This is a genomic window from Pseudomonas pisciculturae (genome assembly GCF_015461805.1).
In the GTDB taxonomy this organism is placed as follows: domain Bacteria; phylum Pseudomonadota; class Gammaproteobacteria; order Pseudomonadales; family Pseudomonadaceae; genus Aquipseudomonas; species Aquipseudomonas pisciculturae.
Map to the genome: position 1 here is coordinate 1,018,743 of NZ_JACVZE010000001.1, position 21,530 is coordinate 1,040,272.

The following is a 21,530-nucleotide window of genomic DNA, read 5'->3' on the forward strand; positions in this document are numbered from 1 at the left end:
TCTTTAATCTGATTAATATAGCGGCCAACCAACCCCTACTTTGAAAAGGATTATCACCATGAGCCCACTGATCAAAAGCATCCTGTCCACCCGCGCCGGTTACGGCCTGACCATCCTGCGTATTGTGGTTGGCATCATCTTCGCCGCCCACGGTTCGCAAAAACTATTTGGCTGGTTTGGTGGCTACGGCCTGGCCGGCACTGCCCAGTGGATGGAAAGCATCGGCCTTGCGCCAGGTACCTTGATGGCGCTGCTGTCGGGTGGCACCGAGTTCTTCGCCGGCCTGGCACTGATCATCGGCTTGCTGGTTCGCCCTGCGGCACTGGGCCTGGCCATCCTGTCGGTGGTAGCGATTTTCTCGGTGCATATCCACAACGGTCTGTTCATGGCCAATAACGGTTATGAGTTCGCACTGGCCTTGCTGGCCGGCTCGCTGGCGGTGCTGCTCGAAGGTGCCGGCAAGCTGTCGGCTGATCGCGCCATCGCTAACTGATTACCCGTAGAACCTTCAAGAGGCCCGCCATGTGCGGGCCTTTTGCTGCTCGGGATTCTTGACACCGCACTGTTGGCTTCTCTAGGATGCCGCTCATGCGCCGATTTAAACAGCTAATTGCGGGGCGCCATGGGTGACCTATCACGGTCCCGACAGAAGCGATTACATCGCTTCGAAATTCCGCTAAAGCGCTGGTTCGGTGTTGCCTCTCACCTGCCCGCAGACTTTTGAGGCAGAGACTCGACACGATGAATGCATTACGCCCCCTGATTCGCCTGGCTCCGATCACCGCGGACCTCACTCAACGCAATCCTAAAATCCTCTTGGGCGGCAAGCACCAGCCGACGCTGTTGCGTTACCTGGATGGCTGGCCTCGTCGTACCGGGCGGCCTTCGGCGTTCCTGATCCAGTTTGTTGAGGACGGCGACTCTCTGGCCCGATTTGCCAATAATAGTTTCGACCTTGCTGTTATCCAGGCTCCCAGTGCCAGCAACGCGGGTGAAGTTATCCGCCAGTTGACGCGTATTGCCCGGCAAGGGTTGATTGCGCGCCGTTGAAGCGTCAGTAGAGCTCAGAGGGCGGAACGGGGCGGCGGCGATAGCGCCACAGGTAAACACCCAGGGCTGTCAGGCCCAGCAGCGCTGGCACGGGTACGATAAGCCAGAACCTCACGTTTCGCTCCAGGCTATGCACGGGCGCATAGGCCTGTATCTTCAGTTCTCGCAGTTCCATCGGCAGGCGCAATCGTTCCTTGTTGAGTGCCTGTAACTGGGTATTCGTGTCGATGGCCTCTGTACCCAATGCAGTTGTTGACGGGTTCAAGCGTTGCCATTCCTTCTCGGCTTGCGCCAGCCGTCGCACCAAGTCGGCGGCTTGGGTCTGATAGTCGTGCTCGGCTGCTTCGCGCAGATTTTCCAGTACGTGTAATGAACGGTCCGTGGCCGCGAGAGGGCGAATGTTTGCCAGCTCATCCGGGGCTGCCAGGTTATCCAATGTATTGAGCACAAACAGGCTGTTGGTGTTTTGTATTTGGCTTTCCAAGTGCTCGCCGAGCAAGTCGGTGTCAGCGACAACTACCACATGAATCTGTGCTGATTTTTGCAGGCCTGGGGACAGTTCACCGACGCCATCGGGGAACGCCGAGTAGGCCGGCCCCTCAATTCGGGCGGCGATGGCGTGGCGTTGCCCCGTAGTGGTTACTTCTGCGTCCAGTGCGTCTGCCCCTACGAGCGCAGATTGCCGTGAGCTGTTGAGCAGTGGGGTGAAGCGAGTCTGGCTTTTATCAGTGGGTGTCAGGGTGCCGCTGCTGGATAAGGTCACTGAGTCGAGTTTCCAGGTGCTGACATCGTTCGTTGTCATTGCCTTTCGTGGCAGCGTCAATGTGGACGGTTGCTGGTCTGGTAGAGCGTAAGTGTTATCGATCAGTATCTTGTCGTTCTGCATCATCACGCCCCAACTGGCGAGCAGTTCGTCCAGTGGGGCGGGTGGATGTGTCTCCTCCGATTGTCGTTCGCTCAGCGGGTCGATAAACATCAGCACCTTGCCGCCTCCCAGTACGAACTGATCAACCGCATACAGTGTTTGTTCTGACAACCTGCGAGGGTGTACGAGCATCAGAACCTTTGTGCGGGGGGGGATGTGATCGGCATTCGGCTCCAGTTCCAAAACGTCGAAGTGCCGGTGTAGCTCCTGCACCAAGGACTCGATTGATTCCTCCGGTGATAACCCAGATAAGAGCGCAATGGCAGGTGGCTCGGGATTTAGGATTTGGGTGATCAGGTGGCTGATTTCATATTCAAGAAGAGGTTCTCTATCGGCGCTGAATGACTCGATGCGTTGTGCTGTCTGGCCATCGCGGGTGCCTATAAGGCCCCGAAAGCCCTCGTTGTCTTCAAGGCCATACAGCCTTGCCTTGTAGGCATCTTCTGAAAAAGGAGCGGGATTTATGATGTGTAGATTGATCATGCCCTTCGCTGCTTTCTCGAATGCCTTGAGCTTTTCTTCAACCTTTTTTGCGTAATGTTTTCGCGCGCCCGGTGTGCTTGAATCGAAATAATAGAAGTCCAGCGGAGCGTCCAGCCTGAAAAGCAATTGCAATACGGCGGGCGATAAGGTGTTGGTCTTTTGCTGGGATAAGTCCCAGCGCAGATCCGGAAGTTTGGGGGCCCAGACCAGATTAAAAGCCAGGAAAAGTAGCAAAATGACGGTAAGCGTTATGCCAGTGCGCAAAGTGGATCGCATCGAGAATGGCCTTCTCAGCGCTTTTTGTAGTTGAGGAGCACAATCGTCGCCGCGAGAAAAGCAACAATCATGCTGATGAAGTACAAGACATCTCGAGCCAGCAGAGAGCCATGGTCGATCATGCCAAAGCGCAGAAATGGACTGAGTGACGCCAGGCTATCGATGACCCAGATAGGCGTTTGATGCTCAAGTGCGTCCAAGACAGAAGATAAACCGCCAGCCATCAACAGCAAACACAGTGTCAATATGAAAATAACCAAGCGTTGATGTGTCAGCGCGCAAATGAAAAAGCCGACCGAAAGATAAGTGCCGGCCAATAACCAACTGGCCAGGAACTGTGTGGCAATGACCAGGTTGTCTGCAGTTCCGAGCACATTGATAGCTATTACAATTGGAAATGTCAGCAGTAGGGCCAAACCCGCTGTTGCCCAGGCGGCCAAATACTTGCCTGTGATGAGCTCTGTCTGTGTGAGGGGTAGAGTTGTCAAGAAATCGATGAAGCCGGCCTCGTGTTCACAGGACAGGAGTTGCGTTGAAAGTGCGGGAATCAATAAGAGGTACAACCACGGGTGAAAATGGAAGAAAGCCTGCAAGTGACTGCCACCATGTACCAGCCATTGACTGGTGTATAACCCCAGTGTTGCGGACATCAGAACAAACGCAGTAATGCTTAGGTAGGTGGTCGGCGCCGATAAATAGCTGGAAAGTTGACGGCGGAATACAGCATGCAATGCGTTCAAAGGGGCGCCTCATGGCTTAAATGATGAACAACATCGCTCAGGCGACCGGGCTCCATTTTCAGTGAGTGAACCTGCCAGTGCCGGTTGGCAATCAGTGCATTGACCGCTGGAAGAATGCTGTGGCCCGGCATGGCCAGTACCGTCACCGTGCCGGGGCGCAGACGGTCTTCTTCAATGCCTGCAACGCCGGGCAGCACCGCAAGTGCCAGCAGGTCCAGTGCGGATTCTGAAGCCAGTGTCACGGCTTGGAAGTGTCGTGAACTGCGCAGCAGTTCGGGCATAGGGGAATCGGCCAGCAGGCAGCCGTCTCCAATGACCAGGCCGCGAGTGCAGGTATCGGCCAGAGACTCGCAATCGCGCGAGGCAATGATCACCGTCATTTCTTCGGTCAATGATTGGATAAGTGCCCTGATCTTGCCCTGTTGGTGAGACGCCAGGCCTTCGCAGGGTTCATCCAATAGAAGAACGGCAGGGTCATGCAGGATAGCTTGGGCAATCGCGACTTTGCGTTTCAGACCCGTCGCGAGCGTACTGATCGGGTGCCCGATTAACGATGAGAGTTCAAGTTGCATGACTACCCTGTCGACGCGCTTGCGTTTTTCAGCACCGCTGAATCCGCGAAGCGTGGCAATAAAATCGAGCAAGCTACTGACGGACATTGACGGATGGCTGAATTCCGCAGGTTGATAGCCTACGGCTTGGCTGGCTTGGCGTGCGTGCGTGCGGGTATCGAAACCGAGGATACTCACCTGGCCAGAAGAGGGGCTTGTCGAGCCAGCCAATATTTTTAACAGTGTCGTTTTAGTGGGCCCTTCTGATCCAAATAATCCAAGGCATTCCTGTCGTTGTGCGGACAACGAGAAATCATTTATTACGTTTTTTTTGTTCAGTTTTTTTGTCAGGTTACTTATCTCGATCATTATGCTGCTCTGATGAGTTAGTTTGGCAATATGTCTGAAGAGGTAAGCACCTTGAAGGGGCAGGAGCTTGGGGTGGGATGTTACATTCAACCAGAAGGTTTGAATATGTGCTGACGATTTAACAGGACAAGTCCTACAGCTGAGTTTGAGGCGTCTGCAAGTAAACGTTATATGATGGGGGCGTTGAATGGTTGGGTGTCTAGCTGTGGTTTTGTGGTGGTTTTGTGGTGGTTTAATTGATGCTTAATTATCGTGAGGCCTGATTGTCGTGATGCTTCTACGTACCCTTGTTATAGAACGCTCAGATGAGGATGCTCCACTCAATGGTGCGTTACTCTGTGGTTTTGCTGTTCCCCAAATAGCCTCAAACTTTCTCGTGTACAGTCTTGATGAAGAGACTGAGCCCGGAAGGGCCCGGGTATATGTGGCGGCATTGCGTAAAAAACTCGAGCGCTACTTTTTGAGCGGTGTTGACGCCCAGGAGGACCTGCACATTGCCATGCAGGTGTTCAAGCAGATACTGACGCTGGCGGCCGCCAGTGCGAAACCCGCCAGCGACACCGATACTCAGATTCCTTATCATTTTGTCGACCTGAAAGACTGCAAATTGCCGGCCGCCCGGCCAGGAGATCATCATTCGGTCATCATCAAGAAAGCCTTGGTGATGAAGGTGATTACCTTGGGGGCCTCTGTACCTGCGTCTGCAGCGATCGAAAGCGCTACATTGATTGTTCCGTCCATTCGGTTTTCTTCCCAAATGGTCTCGCCACCCAGGGAGATAAAGCCTGAGGAGGAGGCTCAGCCGCCATTGCTGGAGCAACTGGTCGAGCCGCAGCGCCAGTTCGTCGCGCCTGCGGTACCGGAGGCGCCGGCGCTTCTTGCTCCCCCCCTCTGTGAGTCACCGGTGCAGAGCGCACCGACCGAGCTTACGTCATTGTTTGAAGTAGACAGCGCCTTGACCAGCCTCGCGCGCGTTGCTCAGGAACTGACTATGCAAAAAACAGCCGTGCTCAAGCGGGAGGAAGCGCTTGAGAATTGGTATGGTCAGTTGCAGCACAAGCAGGTCGAGCTTGATCAGCTTCGCCAGGAACTGGTCAATCGAACGCTGGAAAAGGAGGCCACCCTGCAATTGCGCACCCAGGCGCTGGAGAGTCGTGAAGCACAGTTGGCGGACGCTTTCGTTGCTCAGCAGCACGAGCAGGAGCGAATGGAGGGGCTAGCCGCTGCCGTTGAAAAGCGGGTTGCCCATGCATACAGTCAAGAGTTGGTGGTGCGTCAGAAAAGAGAAAGGTTGGCAGCCATGTTGACGCAATTGCGGGACGGGCGGCAGAGCCTGCAAGCAATGCTGTTTGAGTTTGATCAGACGTTGGACGGTGTGGTCAAACTCGACGACTCGGCCCACGTCGGCGGTGGTTTCGGTGGAGGGGCGATGTGAGGCAATCTGTCTGATGGCCTGGCTACTTTCTCGCGTTCATTTATCATCCTGCTCTGTTCGTCGGCGCCAAGCCTTGAGGTTGTGGCATATTGGAATCAATGGACATTTCCAGGGGATGCAAGCGTTTGAGTACCAAGCTGATTACCAAAGAGGGTCATGAGGCGCTGAAAAAGGAGCTCGACTACCTGTGGCGGGAGAAGCGCCCGGACACCACGCGCAAGGTGACATGGGCCGCCTCCCTGGGCGATCGCAGCGAGAACGCGGACTATCAGTACAACAAGAAGCTGCTGCGCGAGATAGACCGGCGCGTGCGTTACCTGCGCAAGCGCCTGGAAGACATGCGCGTAGTGGAGTACATGCCCGAACAAGAGGGCAAAGTGTTTTTCGGCGCCTGGGTCGATATCGAAAACGAGCAGGGCGAGACCAAGCGTTTTCGAATCGTGGGTTATGACGAGATTTATGATCGGATGGACTACATTTCCATCGACTCACCGATGGCCCGTGCACTGCTGCGCAAGGAAGTGGACGATGAGGCTGTCGTCCACACCCCGGGCGGTGAAGTGTGCTGGTGGATTACCGGCATCGAATACGTGAAGTAAGCAATGCGGGCCTGCACCCAATGATGAGTGCGGGCCCGCGTTGTTTCAGCCTTCGCGCAATACGGTCAGCGGGCTGGCATTCAATGCACGACGCGTACCGAATACCCCCGCGCCACCGATCAGCACCGCGCCGATCACCGGCAACAGCAGCAGCCACGGATGGGGGTGCCAGGCCAGGTCAAACGCATAGCGGTACAGTACGAAGGTCACCAACTCTGTGCCCAGTGCCGCCAATAGCCCGCTGACGGCACCCAGCAATCCGAACTCGATACGCCTGGCCTTGACCAGCAACTTGCGTTCGGCTCCCAGTGCGCGCAGTAGCGCGCCTTGGCGAATACGCTCATCCAAGGTGGCTTGCAGCCCTGAAAACAGCACCGCCATCCCCGCCGCCAGTACAAAGAGCAGCACGTATTCCACCGCCAACGTCACTTGGGCGAGGATGCTGCGCAACTGCTCAAGCAGCGCCTCGACCTGAAGGATGGTCACCGCCGGAAATGCTCTGGACAGGTCGACGATCTGCTGGTCATGACCAGGTGCCAGATAGAAGCTGGTCAGGTAGGTCGCCGGCAGGTTCGTCAAAGTGCCCGGTTGGAAAATCATGAAGAAGTTGGGCTGGAAGTTATCCCAGTTGATGGTTCTCAGGCTGGTGACCCGCGCTTCGCGATTTTCCCCACCGATGGTGAACACCAAGTGATCGTTAAGCTTGAGCTTGAGGCTTTCTGCGACCTTGGCTTCGACCGACACGCCGGGAATTTCATTGGTGGGTTGCTGCGACCACCACGAACCTGCGGTCAGGACATTGCCCGGTGGCAGGTCGGCGGCCCAGGTCAGGCTCAGGTCGCGCTGCACGGCGCGGTCGCCGCTGGAGTCCTTGCTGACGATCTCTTGCACCGGCTCGCCATTGATGCTGATCAGGCGGCCAGGCACCACTGGGTAGAGTGGCGCGGATTGCGCTTGCACTTCCAGCAGGCGAGCGCCAAAGGCGTCCTTGTCGGCTGGCAGGATGTTCAGGGCGAAATAGTTGGGCGCATCCTTGGGTAGCTGGTTTTGCCAGGTGTCGAGCAACTCACCACGCAGCAGGGCGATCAAACCCATGGACAATAGGATCAGGCCAAACGCCAGGGATTGCCCAGCGGCCGCCAAGGGGTGACGCAGCAATTGGCCCAGCCCCAGACGCCAAGGCAAAGAGGCTCGCGCCAGCAGGCGACGCAGGCTTTGCAGCAATAGCAGGAGCAAGCCGCCCAGGATCAGTGCAGCAACTACGCCACCCCCGAGCAGGGCAAACGTCAGCACCAGATCAAGGCTCAGACGCCACATGATCAAGCCCAGGGCGAACAGTGCTGCGCCGTAGACCATCCAGGTACTGGATGGAATGGGCAGCAGGTCGCGGCGTAAAACCCGCAGTGGCGGCACGCGACCCAAGGCTGCCAAGGGAGGCAGTGCGAAGCCGGCGAGAGCGACCAGCCCTGTGCCGACCCCGGCGATCGCTGGCAACAGCCCACCGGGCGGAACGTCCGCCGGCAGCAGGTCATGCAAAAAGAAGAACAGGCCAAACTGCGCCAGCCAGCCGAGCAAGGCGCCGGCCAGGCTGGCCAGCAGGCCCAGTACGCTCAGCTGCAGGCTGAACAGCAACATGGCTTCTCGCCGCGACAGCCCCAGGCAGCGCAACAACGCACTGGCATCGAAGCGTCGGGTGGCGAAGCGGTTGGCCGACAGCGCCACGGCCACACCGGCCAGCAACACCGCGACCAGGCTGGCCATATTCAGGTAGCGCTCGGCCTTGCCCAGGGCGCCACCGATCTGTTGGTTGCCGTCACGTGAGTCTTGCAAGCGCTGGTTGGCGGCAAGCCCTGGCTTGATCAGGTCACGATAGGTCTGCAGAACCGTGCTGCCCTGGGGGCCTCGCCACAGTTCGCGGTAACTGACGCGGCTACCGGGTTGCACTACGCCGGTGGCTTCCAGGTCCGCAAGGTTGATCATCACCCTGGGCGTGAGGCTGTAGAAGTTGCCAGCACGGTCGGGTTCATAGGTAAGGATGCGGGCCAGGCGAAGGGTCTTCATGCCCACATCAATGCTGTCGCCGACCTTGAGGTCTAGCGCGGTCAGCAGCCGTGCCTCCACCCAGGCTTCACCCGGTTTCGGCCCGCCGCCTGGCGTTTCGTCACCAAAGGGCACGGTGGCGCTTTTCAACTCGCCCCGAAGCGGGTATTGCTCGTTGACCGCCTTGATACTGGAAAGCTGGATGCCATTATCGGTGGCGATGACGCTGGAGAACTCCACCACGCGAGCGTGATCCAGGCCCAGCTCGGTGCCGGACTTGATTTGTTCGGGCCGCGCTGGCGAGCTGCCTTCGAGTACCAGGTCGGCACCCAGGAACTCGGTGGCGCGCAATAGCATGGCGCCGTTGAGGCGCGCACCGAAGTAACCGATGGCCGTGCTGGCCGCCACGGCCACCACCAGGGCGAAGAACAACACACGCAATTCGCCGGCGCGGGCATCACGCAGCAATTGGCGCATGGCAAGGCTGAACAGGCGCAACAGCGGCAAACGTGCCATCAAGGCTCCAGGGGGGCGACCATCAGGCCGGCTTCAAGACGGATGAGGCGTCGGCAGCGATGGGCCAGGCGCTCGTCATGGGTGACCAGCACCAGGGTCGTGCCGCTTTCTTTATTGAGTTCGAACAACAGGTCGCTAATGCGCTCGCCGGTATGGCTGTCGAGGTTGCCGGTGGGTTCGTCAGCAAACAGCACATCGGGTTCGGCCGCAAAAGCGCGGGCAATCGCCACCCGTTGCTGTTCACCACCGGAGAGTTGGCGCGGCGAATGGGTGAGGCGTTGGCCCAGGCCTACACGCTCAAGCAGGTGGCGAGCGCGTTCGCGGGCATCTTTGCGGCCGTCCAGCTCCAGCGGCAGCATGACGTTTTCCAGTGCGTTGAGGCTGTCGAGCAGTTGGAACGACTGGAATACGAAGCCCACGTGTTCGGCACGGATGCGTGCGCGCTGGTCTTCGTCGAGGCTGCTCAGCGCTTGCCCGGCGAGCGTGACTTCGCCGCTGCTGGGCAGGTCAAGGCCGGCCAGCAGGCCGAGGAGGGTGGATTTGCCTGAACCGGAGCTGCCGACGATAGCCAGGCTATCGCCCTTGTTCAGTTCCAGGCTCAGTTCGTGCAGGATAGTCAGTTCACCTTCCGCGCTGGGAACCACTTTGCTAAGGTTCCGCGCGGTGAGAATGCTTGCGCCCATGGAGAATCCGATGCGAATGTGGTTTTTGAGTGCTGGCCTGGCCTTGATGTGCATGGCCCAGAACGCAGCGGCGGGTACAGTCCTGATCGTTGGCGATAGTATCAGTGCCGGTTTCGGCCTGGATACCCGCAAAGGGTGGGTAGCATTGCTGGAGCAACGGCTCAAGAACGAAGGTTTCGACGATAAAGTGGTCAATGCCTCTATCAGTGGCGACACCAGTGCCGGAGGCCTGGCGCGGCTGCCGGCGGCGCTTGCAGAGCATAAGCCGGACGTGGTGGTTATCGAGTTGGGCGGCAATGACGGGCTGCGCGGGCAACCGCCAGCGCAATTGAAACAAAATCTTGCGTCGATGATTGACCAGTCCAAGGCAGGCGGTGCCAAGGTGTTGCTGTTGGGTATGCAGTTGCCGCCCAATTATGGCCCGCGCTACACCACTGCGTTCGCCGAAATCTATGGCGTGCTGGCCAAGGAAAAAAACGTCCCGCTGGTACCGTTTTTCCTGGAGGGCGTGGGCGGTCATCCGGAGCTGATGCAGGCTGATCAACTTCATCCTGCAGTCGGCGCCCAGGGCAAGTTGCTGGAAAATGTCTGGCCGACGCTAAAACCGCTGTTATGACGCTTTTCTACCGGCAGGCTTTCGGCTAAGGTGGCGCCCCCCCGATTTGGAGCCCCTGATGTCGCGTCCTGCCTGGTCCCTGTTTAACTACCAACTGATCGAGCCGGACGAGCAGTTGGATTTGTTCGCCTGCCAGGAAGTGCGGGTGCATCTGGTCGCGCGTCAATTGGAACTGGGCGGCTCCATCGATCGCACGTTGTGCGGCACTTTACTGCCCGCCCAACCGCGGTGGTCGCGGGTTGACCGTTCGATTTTCCAGGACCAGCGCCTGTGCCCCCTGTGCCGGGCTATTCTCGAGTCCCAGAAGCGTGGCACGCCGCCGATCTGGCCGGAGCTGCGTTTCGAGTTGTAAGGGGCAGCTAGAAGCGCGCTTCACGTATACAATCGATTTTTACCTACCCGTCGTTATGCGAAGGATTTTCCGGATGTTGTCGCGCCTCTCCGTCGTCACCTGCTGCCTGTCTCTCACTGCACTCTGTGCGGCTGGCGCCGCGTCAGCCTTGCAGTTGCCCTTGCCACCACCGGGTGAAGACATCGTCGGCCAGGTCCAGGTGATCAAGGCCAAGTACGAAGACACCTTTGCCGACCTGGGCACCACCTATGACTTGGGCTATTCGGAGATGGTCGCGGCCAACCCGGGTGTGGATGCCTGGTTGCCGGGGGCGGGCACCGAGATCGTACTGCCGACGCGCTTCATCCTGCCGCCAGGCCCGCGCGAAGGTATTGTGATCAACCTTGCGGAATACCGGCTCTACTACTATCCCAAGGGCCAGAACGTGGTCTACACCTTTCCGTTGGGAATCGGCCGTGAAGGCTGGGGCTCGCCCATCGCCCACACCAGCATCATCGCCAAGACACCCAACCCGACCTGGACCCCGCCTGCCTCGATCAAGGCCGAGCATGCTGCCAATGGCGACCCGCTGCCCAACGTGGTCCCGGCCGGCCCGAACAACCCCTTGGGTCCGTTCAAGTTCACCCTGGGCACGCCGGGTTACCTGATCCATGGCTCCAACATGAAGTTCGGCATCGGCACTCGTACCAGCCATGGCTGCTTCCGCATGTTCAACAACAACGTGCTGGAAATGGCCGGCATGGTGCCAGTGGGCACATCGGTGCGAATCATCAGCGACGCCTACAAGTTCGGTCGCAGCGGCGGCAAGGTCTACCTCGAAGCGCACACACCGTTGAATGACGATGGCACACCGTCGGTGGTCGACAAGCACACGGCGGTGATTAACGCCTTGCTCAAGCGTGAAGACCTGGCCAATCAGCTGCGCGTGAACTGGGATCAAGTGCGTGATGTGGTTGCGGCCGAAGATGGCTTGCCGACTGAAATCGGCGTGCCGGGCGGGGCACCGATTGCCTCCAGCGCGCCGATCGACCTGCAATAGGGTCAAGACTACTGTGGCGAGCAAGCTTGCTTGCGCTGGGGTGCGAAGCGCCCCCAAAAGCGGGGACTGCTGCGCAGTCAACGGGAGCAAGCTCCCTCGCCACAGGAAATTCGGGCAATAAAAAAGCCGACCCATAAATGGATCGGCTTGATAACAACCCCGAGGGATTATTACTTGCGGCTAGCTTTTTCAAGCATACGCAGAGCGCGCTCGTTAGCTTCGTCAGCAGTCTGTTGTGCTTTTTGAGCAGCAGCCAGAGCTTCATCAGCTTTACGGTAGGCTTCGTCTGCACGAGCCTGGGAGCGAGCTGCTGCGTCTTCAGTTGCAGTCAGACGTGCTTCGGTTTCTTTGGAGACGCTGCTGCAACCGGTAGCCAGAACTGCGGCCAGAGCCAGTGCAGAGAATTTCAGAACGTTGTTCATCGTGTTCCCCTTCAAGGACTTTCTATTAAATGGCTAGTTTCTCAGAGTGAGCTAATAGCCGGCGTACATACTACCCATTACTTGTAGTAAGTAAACTGACGTAGCGCAAGAAGCAAAAAAAATTCTCGCACCGAATCTATTTTGGCTAATCTTTTGAAGGTTTGTATAAAAACCGTTCAATTTTTTTCATTCAGGTGAACATTCGATCCGGGCTGAAAGGGCCGGCCCGCATGTGCTGGACGCAGTGCGCAGATCAATATTTATATATCCATGCTGACACTTACGTTTGGTGTGGCTTTGCCGGCCCCAGCATCTTTTACGCATCTAGAGGTGACTTTAAGAGCGCCTGTTCGTCTCAAGGTTCAACTGCCGGCAATGTTCAGGCTTTCGATCCCCGGTTGATCGAGGCCCTTTCTATATCCACCTGTGGCAGGGGATGACGAGCGCGCCTTGAGCAATTTCAGGATTGGTGCCTACTATTCCCCCACGTGCAGGTGTGAGCGCTCAAGGTTTTCTCGTTGTCGAAACCGGCACGGGGTGGCGTAGATGTTCCTTCGCCGGAAAAACATCGGTAAGGTAGGGGTCAGAAACCAAGACCCGCGAGGAGTAGTGATGAGCGAGGCGTTGTCCATCCACCATGACCAGGCTGGTCATCAGTTCGAGACCAATGTGGACGGTCATCGTGCCTATCTGACCTATATGGACCTCGGTAAACAGACCCTGGATATCTATCGGACCTTCGTGCCCAATGCACTGCGCGGTCGTGGTATTGCGGCGGCGTTGACCGAAGAAGCCCTGAAGTTTGCCGATGAGGCTGGCTACACGGTGATCCCGTCCTGCTCCTATGTCGAACGCTACATGGAGCGCCATCAGCGCCATGCCGCGAAGCTGTAAGGCATAAAACCGCAGCATGAAAAACGCCGGGCTTAGCCCGGCGTTTTTGTGTGCGCAATACGGTGTCAGGTGCGTTTGCGGGTAGGCAATACGTCCTTGAGCTTGGCGTGCATGCTGCGCAGGGTGTTTTCGGTGGCCGCCCAGTCGATGCAGGCATCGGTGATCGACACGCCGTACTGCAAGTCGGCCAGGTCTTTTGGAATCGCCTGGCAACCCCAGTTCAGATGGCTCTCGACCATCAAGCCGATAATCGACTGGTTGCCTTCCAGGATCTGGTTGGCGACGTTTTCCATCACCAGCGGTTGCAGGGCCGGGTCTTTGTTGGAGTTGGCGTGGCTGCAGTCGACCATGATGTTCGGCTTGATCTTGGCCTTGTTCAGCGCCTGCTCGCACAGGGCAACGCTGACCGAATCATAGTTGGGCTTGCCGTTGCCGCCACGCAGCACCACGTGACCGTAGGCGTTGCCCTTGGTGGTGACGATAGAGACGCCACCTTCCTGGTTGATGCCCAGGAAACGGTGCGGGCTGGAGACCGATTGCAGCGCGTTGATCGCCACGGTCAGGCCGCCGTCGGTGCCGTTCTTGAAGCCCACGGCCGAAGACAAGCCGGACGCCATCTCACGGTGAGTTTGGGATTCAGTGGTGCGCGCGCCAATGGCAGACCAGCTGATCAGGTCCTGCAAATATTGCGGGGAGATCGGGTCCAGCGCTTCGGTGGCGGTGGGCAGGCCCATTTCGGCCAGGTCCAGCAGCAACTGACGACCGATGTGCAAGCCGTCCTGGATCTTGAACGAGTCATCCAGGTACGGATCGTTGATCAAGCCTTTCCAGCCAACGGTAGTGCGCGGCTTCTCGAAATAGACGCGCATCACCAGGTACAAGGTGTCCGACACTTCCGCGGCCAGCACCTTGAGGCGCTCGGCGTATTCGTGGGCAGCCTTGAGATCGTGGATCGAGCAAGGCCCGATAACGACGAAGAGGCGGTGGTCGGTGCCGTCGAGAATCTCGCGGATAACTTCGCGGCCCTTGGTGACGGTCTGCAGGGCAGCGTCGCTCAGGGGGATTTCGCGCTTGAGCTGATCAGGTGTGATCAGCGTCTCGTTGGATTCGACGTTTAGGTCATTGATCGGTAAATCAGCCATCGTGTTACTCGTCAGGGTCACGGGTGCCGGCCGCCAGCCATCCCCGTGCGGCGGAGCACAGCATGATTTGAATGCAGGGGGGAGGAACCTTAGCGCGTAACACGGGCCCGCGACAATGGGCAAAGCCCGCTTTAATCCAGTGCTGGCGCCACAAAGGCTTCATGGGAGAACTCGACGGCATGGCGCGACACCCACTCGCGCGCCAGGGCTTCGAATTGCGCAGGTGTCGGTTGGGCGTCTTCGTGCTGGCGGCAGTAGCGCTCTATCCTGCATGCTTGCTCACCCATACGTGCACCGAACAGTGCATGTTCATCGGTAAACGAGATGCCGATGCGGTAGCCGTTTTCAGCCTTGCGGCACCACGCTACGTAGCCTGGATAACGGGCGGTTGGCCCAAGGGATGGGATCTGCAGATCAACCGCCGTACCCTGGCGCCAGGCGCGCGGCCAGTGGCAAGCGATGCCGCCCAGGCCGTGAGTGAGCAGGCGTTGACGCGGGATGGCGGGAGAGGGGCGTTGGATTAACTCGACAGCGACATCATCAGGGTGAGGTAAAAAACGACCCATGTACACGGACTCCGAGCACCGTTCTGTTGACGGCGGTGGCAGCAGTATAGTGAAGGAACTGGAATTGACCGACCTGGATATTGACCAGCAATTGCTGGGATTGCCAGGTATTTCGCTGGTGGTCTTCACAAGCGTGGGCTGCTCCAGCTGCCGTTGGGCACGCCAACAGGTGCCGGCTTGGCCGTTGCCGGTGGACCGCGTGTGCTGGGTGGATGCCGGGCACAACGGCGGCGCTGTCGAACGCTACCAGATCTTTCATTTGCCCGCGTTGTTTGTGGTGTGCGAGGGTCAGTTCCTCGGGCAAATACAGACACGTCTTACGCTAGCCGACGTGACCGGCGCGATTAATCTAGCGCTCACCCGCACTCCAGAGGATCTGCCATGACAGTACAGTCGCCACGCATTGGCATTATCGGCACCGGCGCCATCGGGGGTTTTTACGGCGTGATGCTGGCGCGCGCCGGTTTCGACGTGCACTTTTTGTTGCGCAGTGAGTACGCGGCGGTCAGCGAGCGCGGCTTGCATGTCAACAGCGCGGTGCATGGCCCTTTGCACCTGCACCCGGTGCAAGCCTATGCCCGCGCCGCTGATATGCCGGCGTGTGATTGGTTGCTTGTGGGTACCAAGTCCACCGGTAACGTAGAGCTTGCGCCCACCATCGCCCAACTCGCGGCGCCGGACGCCAAGATCGTGTTGCTGCAAAACGGTCTGGATGTTGAGGACAGCTTGCGCGAGCACCTGCCAGCGTCGCTGCACCTGCTGGGCGGGCTCTGCTACATCGGCGTGCATCGCTCTGCGCCCGGCGTGGTCGAACATCAGGCTTTGGGCCGGGTTAACCTGGGATACCACAGCGGCACGGCGGCTAATGATGAAGCGCTTCAGAAGGTGATTGTCGAAGCCGGCGCCGCGCTGTTTCATAAGGCAGGCATCGAATCTCAGGCCATGGCCAACGTGCACCTGGCCCGCTGGCACAAGCTGGTGTGGAACGTGCCCTACAACGGCCTCTCTGTACTCTTGGGCACCGGTACTACGGCGATGATGGCGGACGAGTCCAGCCGTGAATTGATCCAGGCGCTGATGGCCGAAGTGGTGCAGGGCGCCCATGCCTGTGGTCACGAGATTCCCGCCAGCTACGCCCAGCAGATGTTCGCCATGACTGAAACCATGGACGACTACCTGCCCAGCATGTACCACGACCACATTCATAAACGCCCGCTGGAACTGGCAGCGATCTACGCACGGCCTTTAGCTGCCGCCAAGGCAGCGGGCTGTGAATTACCGAGCATGCAGGCGCTGTACCAGGCCTTGAGTTTTATTGATCGGCATAACCGCTGAGTCGAGGGGCATATTTATGGCAAAGGGATTGGGCGACAAATTGGTGCTGGCGATTTCTTCGAGCGCGCTGTTCGATCTAAGCGACAGCCACAAGGTTTACCTGGCCCAAGGCGTCGAGGCCTACCGCAAATACCAGATCGAACATGAGGAAGAGATTCTCGAGACCGGCGATGCTTTTGCACTGGTCAAAAAGTTGCTGAGCCTTAATGCCAGCCTGGGCCGGGCCCGCGTTGAAGTGGTGCTGGTATCGCGCAACAGTGCGGACACGGGTTTGCGGGTGTTTAACTCGATCCAGCATTACGGCTTGGATATTTCCCGCGCCGCTTTTGTAGGAGGGCGTAGTCCTTATCCTTATTTGGCGGCCTTTGGTTGCCATCTGTTTCTTTCGACCCATGCTGAAGATGTACGCAGTGCCCTCGATGCTGGTTTTGCCGCGGCGACGATTTTGTCGGGCGGCCCAAATCGGGCCTCCAGCGATGAACTGCGGATTGCCTTTGACGGTGACGCGGTGCTGTTCTCCGATGAGTCTGAGCGCGTGTATCAGGCTGGCGGGTTGGAAGCGTTCCAGGCCAGCGAGCGGGAGTCGGCGCGCCAGCCGTTGCATGGCGGCCCTTTCAAAGGCTTCCTGGCGGCGCTCAATCTGCTGCAACGAGAGTTTGCGCACGACCAATGCCCGATCCGCACTGCGTTGGTTACCGCTCGTTCGGCACCGTCCCACGAGCGGGTGATCCGCACCTTGCGCGAGTGGGATATTCGACTGGACGAGTCGTTGTTTCTCGGTGGGCTGGAGAAGTCCGCGTTTCTCGAAGCCTTCGCCGCCGATGTGTTTTTCGATGACCAGGCCGGTCATTGCGAAAAGGCCAGGGAAGTCGTGGCCACCGGACACGTGCCCCACGGTATCAGTAATGAGGTCAGGGTTCAGTCTGAGAGCTAAGTCAGTCGAAGTCAGCGAGGCGCTGCTAAGCTCATTTCATCTCCGCCATCCTGGCAGTTTCAGGGGGTTCTATGATTCGTTCGATGTTGTACGCCACAGACTTGGGTCTTTACGCGCCTTATGTAATGCAGCATGCACTGGCGCTGGCGCGAACGTTCAAGGCGGACCTGTATGTGATTCACGTCGTCGAGCCCATCGGGCTGTTCGCCGAATCGGTGTTACAAAGCTACCTTGATGAGAAGGCTTTGAGCGAATGGCAGAGCCAGGGGTTGACCACCGTGATGGCAACCATCGAACAGCGGGTGCTGGACAGTTTTCGTGAGGAATTGGGGGACGAGGAGCAGGACCTGAAGTTGATTCGCTCGGTACGGGTGATCCAGGGGGACCCCTGCGAGGTGATTCTCGACCAGATGCGCAAACTGTCCGTAGACCTGCTTATTGTCGGCAGTCATAGCCATGCAACCGCAGCGGCCACGCCGCTTGGGCGCACCGCTGCTCGGGTGCTGCAGTTGTCTACGGTGCCGGTTTACCTGGTGCCCTCGCTACAACGTCGACGCAGTGATGACGTGTGATGGTTAGAAAACGATAAAAAGTTCTAGATTTATCCATCGAACCTTTAATATAGTTATATACCGTCGCTGATACCCGTGGCGTCTATCTGCTTTGAGGGACACATATGAAGCTTCAACAACTGCGCTACATCTGGGAAGTGGCGCACCACGACCTCAACGTTTCCGCTACCGCTCAAAGCCTCTACACCTCGCAACCCGGTATCAGCAAGCAGATCCGCCTGCTCGAAGACGAGCTGGGTGTCGAAGTATTTGCCCGCAGCGGCAAGCACCTGACCCGCGTCACGCCGGCCGGTGAGCGTATCATCACCACCGCTGGCGAGATCCTGCGCAAAGTCGAAAGCATCAAGCAGATCGCCCAGGAATTCTCCAACGAGAAGAAGGGCACCCTGTCCATCGCCACTACTCACACCCAGGCACGTTATGCATTGCCGCCGGTGATCCGCGATTTCATTAAGCAGTATCCGGATGTTGCCCTGCACATGCACCAGGGTTCGCCGATGCAGATCGCCGAGATGGCCGCTGACGGTACCGTCGATTTCGCCATCGCCACCGAAGCCCTTGAGCTGTTCGGCGACCTGGTGATGATGCCGTGCTACCGCTGGAACCGTTGCGTGGTAGTGCCCCAAGGTCACCCGTTGGCCAAGCTGCCGAAGCTGACCCTGGAAGCCTTGGCTGAATACCCGATCGTGACTTACGTATTTGGTTTCACCGGCCGCTCCAAGCTCGACGAAGCCTTCAGCCATCGCGGCCTTACGCCAAAAGTCGTGTTCACCGCGGCCGACGCCGACGTGATCAAGACTTACGTGCGCCTAGGCTTGGGCGTGGGCATCGTCGCGAAGATGGCGGTCGACACTAACCTCGACAAAGATCTGGTGGTACTCGATGCCAGTGAGCTGTTTGAGTCCAGCGTGACCAAGATCGGTTTCCGTCGCGGCACGTTCCTGCGTGGTTTCATGTGTGACTTCATTGAGAAGTTCGCGCCGCACCTGACTCGCGAAGTCATGGCCAAGGCGATCCAGTGCCACAACAAGCAGGAACTCGAAGAGCTGTTCGAAGGTGTTGAACTGCCTGTCCACTGAGTGCTGTGGTGAGCGGGCTTGCCCCGCGCTGGGTGGCGAAGCCGCCCTAAAACCTAGCACCGCAGTGCACCTGACACACCTTGGCGGCCTTGTTGGGCGGCTTCGCCACCCGGCGCGGGGCAAGCCCGCTCACTACAATTGCGGCGGGGTTGGTTTATTTGGCCTCGGTGACCGTAAACAGTTGCCGAGCGCCGGCCACCAGAATCTCCACCTCATCCCCTTCGAACTTGCCCAGCAGGCTTTTGCCCAGAGGCGAGCGCGGGGTGATGACGGTCACCGGTTGGCCCACCACATCCACTTTCAACCCCGCCGCATCCGGCGCCAGGAACAGCCACTGTTGGCGACCATTTTCGTCTTCCAGGCCCAGTAGCGCGCCGACCTCTATTCCTCGCTGATCATCGTAGGCACGCAGTGGCATGTTCTGGCACAGCGCCAGTGCCTGCTTGATTTCCTCGACCCGCTTGGCCTGCCCAGCCGCAAGGTACGAAGCTTCCAACCCCAGCGTGTCGTATTTATTTTCCGCGATGTTTTCTTCGTGGGTCGCGGTTTCGTAGGCGGTCTGTGCGGCGCGCTGGGCGATACCGAGGTCGACGGTGAGCTTCTCTAGCACGAGCTGGTGGACGGCGTGTTTATTCATGGTCATCAATCACAGAATTGCAGGACATTGGTCCGGGTCTTTTCGTTGGGGGCGTTCTGGTCCTGTTGCAGCCAGAACTGGCATTTGGGGTTGGATAGGTTGCGCGCATTGTTACGGGCCTGGTCCAGGGTTTGCTGCTGTTCCTGCTTATGCAGGTTTTCCTGATATTGCTCGAACATGCGGTTGGGCGGCTCGGGTGTCACCACCGTTGGCTTGGCCAACTGTTCAACTGCCTGGGCCACGGGTGCAAGGCTTTGCGGGAACAGATAGCGCGACGCCAGCCAAGTGGTCAGTGCAATGGCGATAAACCCCAGCCACACGCCCAGGGCGATAGCGACACACAGCTTGAGCAGCGACAACGGACGATCAGACATGACTGCCTCCTGGCGGGCATTTACGGCATGGCGGCGATTGTCGCACAGCCACTGTGCAGAATAATCACGATCAAGCCTTCTGCATTCGCGCATTTATGCGGACAATCGAGCCTTTGAGCGTTGGAGCCCGGAATGAAAGCCCGCTGGGATATTTTTTGCAGCGTCGTCGACAACTTCGGCGACATCGGCGTGACCTGGCGCCTGGCCCGTCAGTTGGTGGCGGAGCATGGTTGTGACGTGCGCTTGTGGGTTGATGACCTTCGCGCCTTCGAGCGTATGTGCCCTGAGATCGATGTGCAGTTGAGTCTGCAGTGGCAGGAGGGTGTCGAAGTGCGTCACTGGCCGGCCGAATGGGTGGGTGCACCCGCTGCGGATGTGGTGATCGCTGCATTCGCCTGCCAGTTGCCGCCCGACTATATGGAGGCCATGGCCGAGCGCGAACGCGCACCCCTATGGATGAATTTGGATTACCTGAGTGCCGAAGACTGGGTGGTGGGCTGTCATCGCTTGCCCTCGGTGAAGTACAAAGGTGTGCAGAAGTACTTCTTCTTTCCTGGTTTTCGCCCTGGCACCGGCGGCCTGCTGCGCGAGACTCACTTGCTGGAGCAGCGTCGGGCGTTTCAGCAAGATGGTGCTGCGCAGCGACAATTCCTGCAAACCCTGGGGGTATTTCCTGCCGAGGGTACCCAGCTGATTTCATTGTTTGCCTACGAAAATGCCGGGCTGGCCCGTTGGCTGGACGTGTTATCGACCAGCGGCTATGCCACTCATCTATTGGTGCCCGAGGGCCGAATCCTGGGTGATGTGGCGCGTTGGCTTGGGGTCGAAGGGCTGGTGGCGGGGGATATCCATCAACGCGACGCTCTGACGGTGCAGGTGCTGGCGTTCGTGCGCCAGGAACAATATGACCGCTTGCTGTGGTGCTGCGACTTTAATGCGGTACGCGGCGAAGACTCGTTCGTACGCGCCCAATGGGCCGGCCGGCCGCTGTTGTGGCACATCTATCGCCAGGACGAGGACATTCACCTCGACAAGCTTGATGCCTTCCTGGCGCTTTACACCGCCGCCTTGTCGCCGGCTGCGGGCGCTGCAGTGGTTGCGCTTTGGCAAGCCTGGAACACTGATGGCGATATGGCGCAGGCCTGGAAAATGTTGCTGGAGCACTGGCCCGAAGTGAACCAGCACGCTGAAAACTGGTGTCTGGAACAGGCCTTGCAGGCCGATCTTGCGACGGCGCTGGTACAGTTTTATGAAAGTTGGATATGATACGCCACCTTGAATTTTGTAAATCCCATCCAAATTTCGGATATATGCAATGAAAACTGGTAAAGAACTGAAACCCGGTACAGTGATCCGTCTCGAAAACGACCCTTGGCTGGTTCAGAAAGCTGAGTTCACCAAGTCTGGTCGTAACAGCGCAATCATGAAGACCAAGCTGAAGAACCTGCTGACCGGTTACAAGACCGAGATCGTTTACAGCGCCGACGACAAACTGGACGACGTGATCCTCGACCGCAAAGAAGCGACCCTGTCGTTCATCAGCGGCGACACCTACACGTTCATGGACACCACCGACTACACCATGTACGAGCTGAACGCTGAAGACATCGAAGCCGTTCTGCCGTTCGTGGAAGAAGGTATGGAAGACGTCTGCGAAGCTATCTTCTTCGAAGACCGCCTGGTTTCCGTAGAGCTGCCGACCACTATCGTGCGTCAGGTTGACTACACCGAAGGTTCCGCTCGCGGTGACACTTCGGGCAAGGTGATGAAGCCTGCCAAACTGAAAAACGGTACCGAACTGGCCGTTGCAGATTTCATCGAAATCGGCGACCTGATCGAGATCGACACCCGCGAAGGTGGTTCGTACAAAGGCCGCGCCAAGAAGTAATTCTGGCCCCGCC

The 21,530-nt window shown here is 58.2% G+C and carries 25 protein-coding genes; 15 read left to right on the plus strand and 10 right to left on the minus strand.

What is annotated here, in order from left to right; genetic code table 11:
- Positions 1-58 precede the first annotated feature (58 nt).
- Together ICY20_RS04595 and ICY20_RS04600 are read left to right on the plus strand one after the other, a co-directional pair.
- Positions 59-493 (plus strand): DoxX family protein, encoded by a 435-nt coding sequence (locus ICY20_RS04595; protein WP_159958109.1) that lies wholly within the window; start codon positions 59-61, stop codon positions 491-493.
- A gap of 248 nt (positions 494-741) precedes the next feature.
- Positions 742-1,050, plus strand: a complete 309-nt coding sequence (locus ICY20_RS04600) for a class I SAM-dependent methyltransferase (RefSeq protein ID WP_159958111.1) — start codon at positions 742-744, stop codon at positions 1,048-1,050.
- 4 nt (positions 1,051-1,054) lie between these two features.
- On the opposite strand, the gene ICY20_RS04605 is transcribed toward ICY20_RS04600, so the two are convergent.
- The 3 genes from ICY20_RS04605 to ICY20_RS04615 are packed head-to-tail and all read right to left on the minus strand — an operon-like array spanning position 1,055 to position 4,394.
- The gene (locus ICY20_RS04605) at positions 1,055-2,734 is read right to left on the minus strand and encodes a Gldg family protein (RefSeq protein WP_194937018.1); all 1,680 of its coding nucleotides are present in this window, start codon (positions 2,732-2,734) and stop codon (positions 1,055-1,057) included.
- Between the two features lie 14 nt (positions 2,735-2,748).
- Positions 2,749-3,474 (minus strand): ABC-2 transporter permease, encoded by a 726-nt coding sequence (locus ICY20_RS04610; protein ID WP_159958115.1) that lies wholly within the window; start codon positions 3,472-3,474, stop codon positions 2,749-2,751.
- A complete protein-coding gene (locus tag ICY20_RS04615) occupies positions 3,471-4,394 on the minus strand; it encodes an ABC transporter ATP-binding protein (protein WP_194937019.1) in 924 nt (307 codons plus the stop codon). Before ICY20_RS04615 ends, ICY20_RS04610 begins: the two co-directional genes overlap by 4 nt.
- Positions 4,395-4,665: 271 nt before the next feature.
- On the opposite strand from ICY20_RS04615, the gene ICY20_RS04620 reads away from it, so the two are divergent.
- Together ICY20_RS04620 and greB are read left to right on the plus strand one after the other, a co-directional pair.
- Positions 4,666-5,829: a hypothetical protein gene (locus tag ICY20_RS04620; RefSeq protein WP_194937020.1), complete on the plus strand. Its 1,164-nt coding sequence runs from the start codon at positions 4,666-4,668 to the stop codon at positions 5,827-5,829.
- 125 nt (positions 5,830-5,954) lie between these two features.
- Positions 5,955-6,428, plus strand: a complete 474-nt coding sequence (gene greB, locus ICY20_RS04625; protein WP_194937021.1) for a transcription elongation factor GreB — start codon at positions 5,955-5,957, stop codon at positions 6,426-6,428.
- Positions 6,429-6,473: 45 nt separating this feature from the next.
- Here greB and ICY20_RS04630 read toward each other — a convergent pair whose 3' ends face one another.
- Together ICY20_RS04630 and ICY20_RS04635 are read right to left on the minus strand one after the other, a co-directional pair.
- The gene (locus ICY20_RS04630) at positions 6,474-8,984 is read right to left on the minus strand and encodes an ABC transporter permease (protein WP_159958121.1); all 2,511 of its coding nucleotides are present in this window, start codon (positions 8,982-8,984) and stop codon (positions 6,474-6,476) included.
- The gene (locus ICY20_RS04635; RefSeq protein ID WP_135287813.1) at positions 8,984-9,667 is read right to left on the minus strand and encodes an ABC transporter ATP-binding protein; all 684 of its coding nucleotides are present in this window, start codon (positions 9,665-9,667) and stop codon (positions 8,984-8,986) included. Before ICY20_RS04635 ends, ICY20_RS04630 begins: the two co-directional genes overlap by 1 nt.
- Positions 9,668-9,677: 10 nt before the next feature.
- Between ICY20_RS04635 and ICY20_RS04640 the strand changes: the two genes are divergently transcribed.
- The 3 genes from ICY20_RS04640 to ICY20_RS04650 all read left to right on the plus strand — a co-directional run bounded on the left by ICY20_RS04640 (position 9,678) and on the right by ICY20_RS04650 (position 11,674).
- A complete protein-coding gene (locus tag ICY20_RS04640; protein ID WP_194937022.1) occupies positions 9,678-10,283 on the plus strand; it encodes an arylesterase in 606 nt (201 codons plus the stop codon).
- 58 nt (positions 10,284-10,341) lie between these two features.
- Positions 10,342-10,635 carry a hypothetical protein gene (locus ICY20_RS04645; RefSeq protein ID WP_010211879.1) on the plus strand — a complete coding sequence of 98 codons (294 nt, stop codon included), beginning with the start codon at positions 10,342-10,344 and terminating at the stop codon, positions 10,633-10,635.
- 73 nt (positions 10,636-10,708) lie between these two features.
- A complete protein-coding gene (locus tag ICY20_RS04650) occupies positions 10,709-11,674 on the plus strand; it encodes a L,D-transpeptidase family protein (protein WP_159958125.1) in 966 nt (321 codons plus the stop codon).
- Positions 11,675-11,844: 170 nt separating this feature from the next.
- Here ICY20_RS04650 and oprI read toward each other — a convergent pair whose 3' ends face one another.
- Entirely contained in the window at positions 11,845-12,096 is a 252-nt protein-coding gene (gene oprI, locus ICY20_RS04655; RefSeq protein WP_003172710.1) for an outer membrane lipoprotei OprI, read from the minus strand.
- Positions 12,097-12,708: 612 nt separating this feature from the next.
- Here oprI and ICY20_RS04660 point away from each other — a divergent pair.
- The gene (locus tag ICY20_RS04660) at positions 12,709-12,990 is read left to right on the plus strand and encodes a GNAT family N-acetyltransferase (RefSeq protein WP_159958127.1); all 282 of its coding nucleotides are present in this window, start codon (positions 12,709-12,711) and stop codon (positions 12,988-12,990) included.
- Between the two features lie 65 nt (positions 12,991-13,055).
- Here ICY20_RS04660 and ICY20_RS04665 read toward each other — a convergent pair whose 3' ends face one another.
- Together ICY20_RS04665 and ICY20_RS04670 are read right to left on the minus strand one after the other, a co-directional pair.
- The gene (locus tag ICY20_RS04665) at positions 13,056-14,132 is read right to left on the minus strand and encodes a 3-deoxy-7-phosphoheptulonate synthase (protein ID WP_032888996.1); all 1,077 of its coding nucleotides are present in this window, start codon (positions 14,130-14,132) and stop codon (positions 13,056-13,058) included.
- Between the two features lie 131 nt (positions 14,133-14,263).
- Positions 14,264-14,698 carry a PilZ domain-containing protein gene (locus ICY20_RS04670; protein WP_159958131.1) on the minus strand — a complete coding sequence of 145 codons (435 nt, stop codon included), beginning with the start codon at positions 14,696-14,698 and terminating at the stop codon, positions 14,264-14,266.
- On the opposite strand from ICY20_RS04670, the gene ICY20_RS04675 reads away from it, so the two are divergent.
- The 5 genes from ICY20_RS04675 to cysB all read left to right on the plus strand — a co-directional run bounded on the left by ICY20_RS04675 (position 14,697) and on the right by cysB (position 18,618).
- The gene (locus ICY20_RS04675; protein ID WP_159958133.1) at positions 14,697-15,083 is read left to right on the plus strand and encodes a YbbN family protein; all 387 of its coding nucleotides are present in this window, start codon (positions 14,697-14,699) and stop codon (positions 15,081-15,083) included. The two genes, ICY20_RS04670 and ICY20_RS04675, sit on opposite strands and share 2 nt — an antisense overlap.
- Entirely contained in the window at positions 15,080-16,033 is a 954-nt protein-coding gene (locus ICY20_RS04680) for a putative 2-dehydropantoate 2-reductase (protein ID WP_194937023.1), read from the plus strand. Before ICY20_RS04675 ends, ICY20_RS04680 begins: the two co-directional genes overlap by 4 nt.
- 16 nt (positions 16,034-16,049) lie before the next feature.
- Positions 16,050-16,967, plus strand: a complete 918-nt coding sequence (locus ICY20_RS04685) for a 5'-nucleotidase (protein ID WP_159958137.1) — start codon at positions 16,050-16,052, stop codon at positions 16,965-16,967.
- Positions 16,968-17,038: 71 nt separating this feature from the next.
- Positions 17,039-17,539: a universal stress protein gene (locus ICY20_RS04690; RefSeq protein ID WP_194937024.1), complete on the plus strand. Its 501-nt coding sequence runs from the start codon at positions 17,039-17,041 to the stop codon at positions 17,537-17,539.
- Between the two features lie 104 nt (positions 17,540-17,643).
- On the plus strand, positions 17,644-18,618 hold the full coding sequence (gene cysB, locus ICY20_RS04695; protein ID WP_017734418.1) for an HTH-type transcriptional regulator CysB: 975 nt from the start codon (positions 17,644-17,646) through the stop codon (positions 18,616-18,618).
- Positions 18,619-18,772: 154 nt separating this feature from the next.
- Here the strand turns inward: cysB and ICY20_RS04700 are convergent, their stop codons facing one another.
- Entirely contained in the window at positions 18,773-19,255 is a 483-nt protein-coding gene (locus tag ICY20_RS04700; RefSeq protein ID WP_194937025.1) for a GreA/GreB family elongation factor, read from the minus strand.
- Positions 19,256-19,260: 5 nt separating this feature from the next.
- Positions 19,261-19,629, minus strand: a complete 369-nt coding sequence (locus ICY20_RS04705) for a hypothetical protein (RefSeq protein WP_159958143.1) — start codon at positions 19,627-19,629, stop codon at positions 19,261-19,263.
- A 132-nt stretch (positions 19,630-19,761) separates the two neighbouring features.
- Here ICY20_RS04705 and earP point away from each other — a divergent pair, with 132 nt between their 5' ends.
- Positions 19,762-20,895: an elongation factor P maturation arginine rhamnosyltransferase EarP gene (gene earP, locus ICY20_RS04710; RefSeq protein WP_194937026.1), complete on the plus strand. Its 1,134-nt coding sequence runs from the start codon at positions 19,762-19,764 to the stop codon at positions 20,893-20,895.
- Positions 20,896-20,944: 49 nt separating this feature from the next.
- Positions 20,945-21,517: an elongation factor P gene (locus tag ICY20_RS04715; protein WP_122485907.1), complete on the plus strand. Its 573-nt coding sequence runs from the start codon at positions 20,945-20,947 to the stop codon at positions 21,515-21,517.
- Positions 21,518-21,530: the final 13 nt, after the last annotated feature.

Coding starts and splice junctions, on each gene's coding strand:
- ICY20_RS04595 (WP_159958109.1), top strand. CDS start 59: ATGAGCCCACTGATCAAAAGCATCCTGTCCACCCGCGCCGGTTACGGC.
- ICY20_RS04600 (WP_159958111.1), top strand. CDS start 742: ATGAATGCATTACGCCCCCTGATTCGCCTGGCTCCGATCACCGCGGAC.
- ICY20_RS04605 (WP_194937018.1), bottom strand. CDS start 2,734: ATGCGATCCACTTTGCGCACTGGCATAACGCTTACCGTCATTTTGCTA.
- ICY20_RS04615 (WP_194937019.1), bottom strand. CDS start 4,394: ATGATCGAGATAAGTAACCTGACAAAAAAACTGAACAAAAAAAACGTA.
- ICY20_RS04620 (WP_194937020.1), top strand. CDS start 4,666: ATGCTTCTACGTACCCTTGTTATAGAACGCTCAGATGAGGATGCTCCA.
- ICY20_RS04630 (WP_159958121.1), bottom strand. CDS start 8,984: ATGGCACGTTTGCCGCTGTTGCGCCTGTTCAGCCTTGCCATGCGCCAA.
- ICY20_RS04635 (WP_135287813.1), bottom strand. CDS start 9,667: ATGGGCGCAAGCATTCTCACCGCGCGGAACCTTAGCAAAGTGGTTCCC.
- ICY20_RS04640 (WP_194937022.1), top strand. CDS start 9,678: ATGCGAATGTGGTTTTTGAGTGCTGGCCTGGCCTTGATGTGCATGGCC.
- ICY20_RS04645 (WP_010211879.1), top strand. CDS start 10,342: ATGTCGCGTCCTGCCTGGTCCCTGTTTAACTACCAACTGATCGAGCCG.
- ICY20_RS04650 (WP_159958125.1), top strand. CDS start 10,709: ATGTTGTCGCGCCTCTCCGTCGTCACCTGCTGCCTGTCTCTCACTGCA.
- oprI (WP_003172710.1), bottom strand. CDS start 12,096: ATGAACAACGTTCTGAAATTCTCTGCACTGGCTCTGGCCGCAGTTCTG.
- ICY20_RS04660 (WP_159958127.1), top strand. CDS start 12,709: ATGAGCGAGGCGTTGTCCATCCACCATGACCAGGCTGGTCATCAGTTC.
- ICY20_RS04665 (WP_032888996.1), bottom strand. CDS start 14,132: ATGGCTGATTTACCGATCAATGACCTAAACGTCGAATCCAACGAGACG.
- ICY20_RS04675 (WP_159958133.1), top strand. CDS start 14,697: ATGTACACGGACTCCGAGCACCGTTCTGTTGACGGCGGTGGCAGCAGT.
- ICY20_RS04670 (WP_159958131.1), bottom strand. CDS start 14,698: ATGGGTCGTTTTTTACCTCACCCTGATGATGTCGCTGTCGAGTTAATC.
- ICY20_RS04680 (WP_194937023.1), top strand. CDS start 15,080: ATGACAGTACAGTCGCCACGCATTGGCATTATCGGCACCGGCGCCATC.
- ICY20_RS04685 (WP_159958137.1), top strand. CDS start 16,050: ATGGCAAAGGGATTGGGCGACAAATTGGTGCTGGCGATTTCTTCGAGC.
- ICY20_RS04690 (WP_194937024.1), top strand. CDS start 17,039: ATGATTCGTTCGATGTTGTACGCCACAGACTTGGGTCTTTACGCGCCT.
- cysB (WP_017734418.1), top strand. CDS start 17,644: ATGAAGCTTCAACAACTGCGCTACATCTGGGAAGTGGCGCACCACGAC.
- ICY20_RS04700 (WP_194937025.1), bottom strand. CDS start 19,255: ATGAATAAACACGCCGTCCACCAGCTCGTGCTAGAGAAGCTCACCGTC.
- ICY20_RS04705 (WP_159958143.1), bottom strand. CDS start 19,629: ATGTCTGATCGTCCGTTGTCGCTGCTCAAGCTGTGTGTCGCTATCGCC.
- earP (WP_194937026.1), top strand. CDS start 19,762: ATGAAAGCCCGCTGGGATATTTTTTGCAGCGTCGTCGACAACTTCGGC.
- ICY20_RS04715 (WP_122485907.1), top strand. CDS start 20,945: ATGAAAACTGGTAAAGAACTGAAACCCGGTACAGTGATCCGTCTCGAA.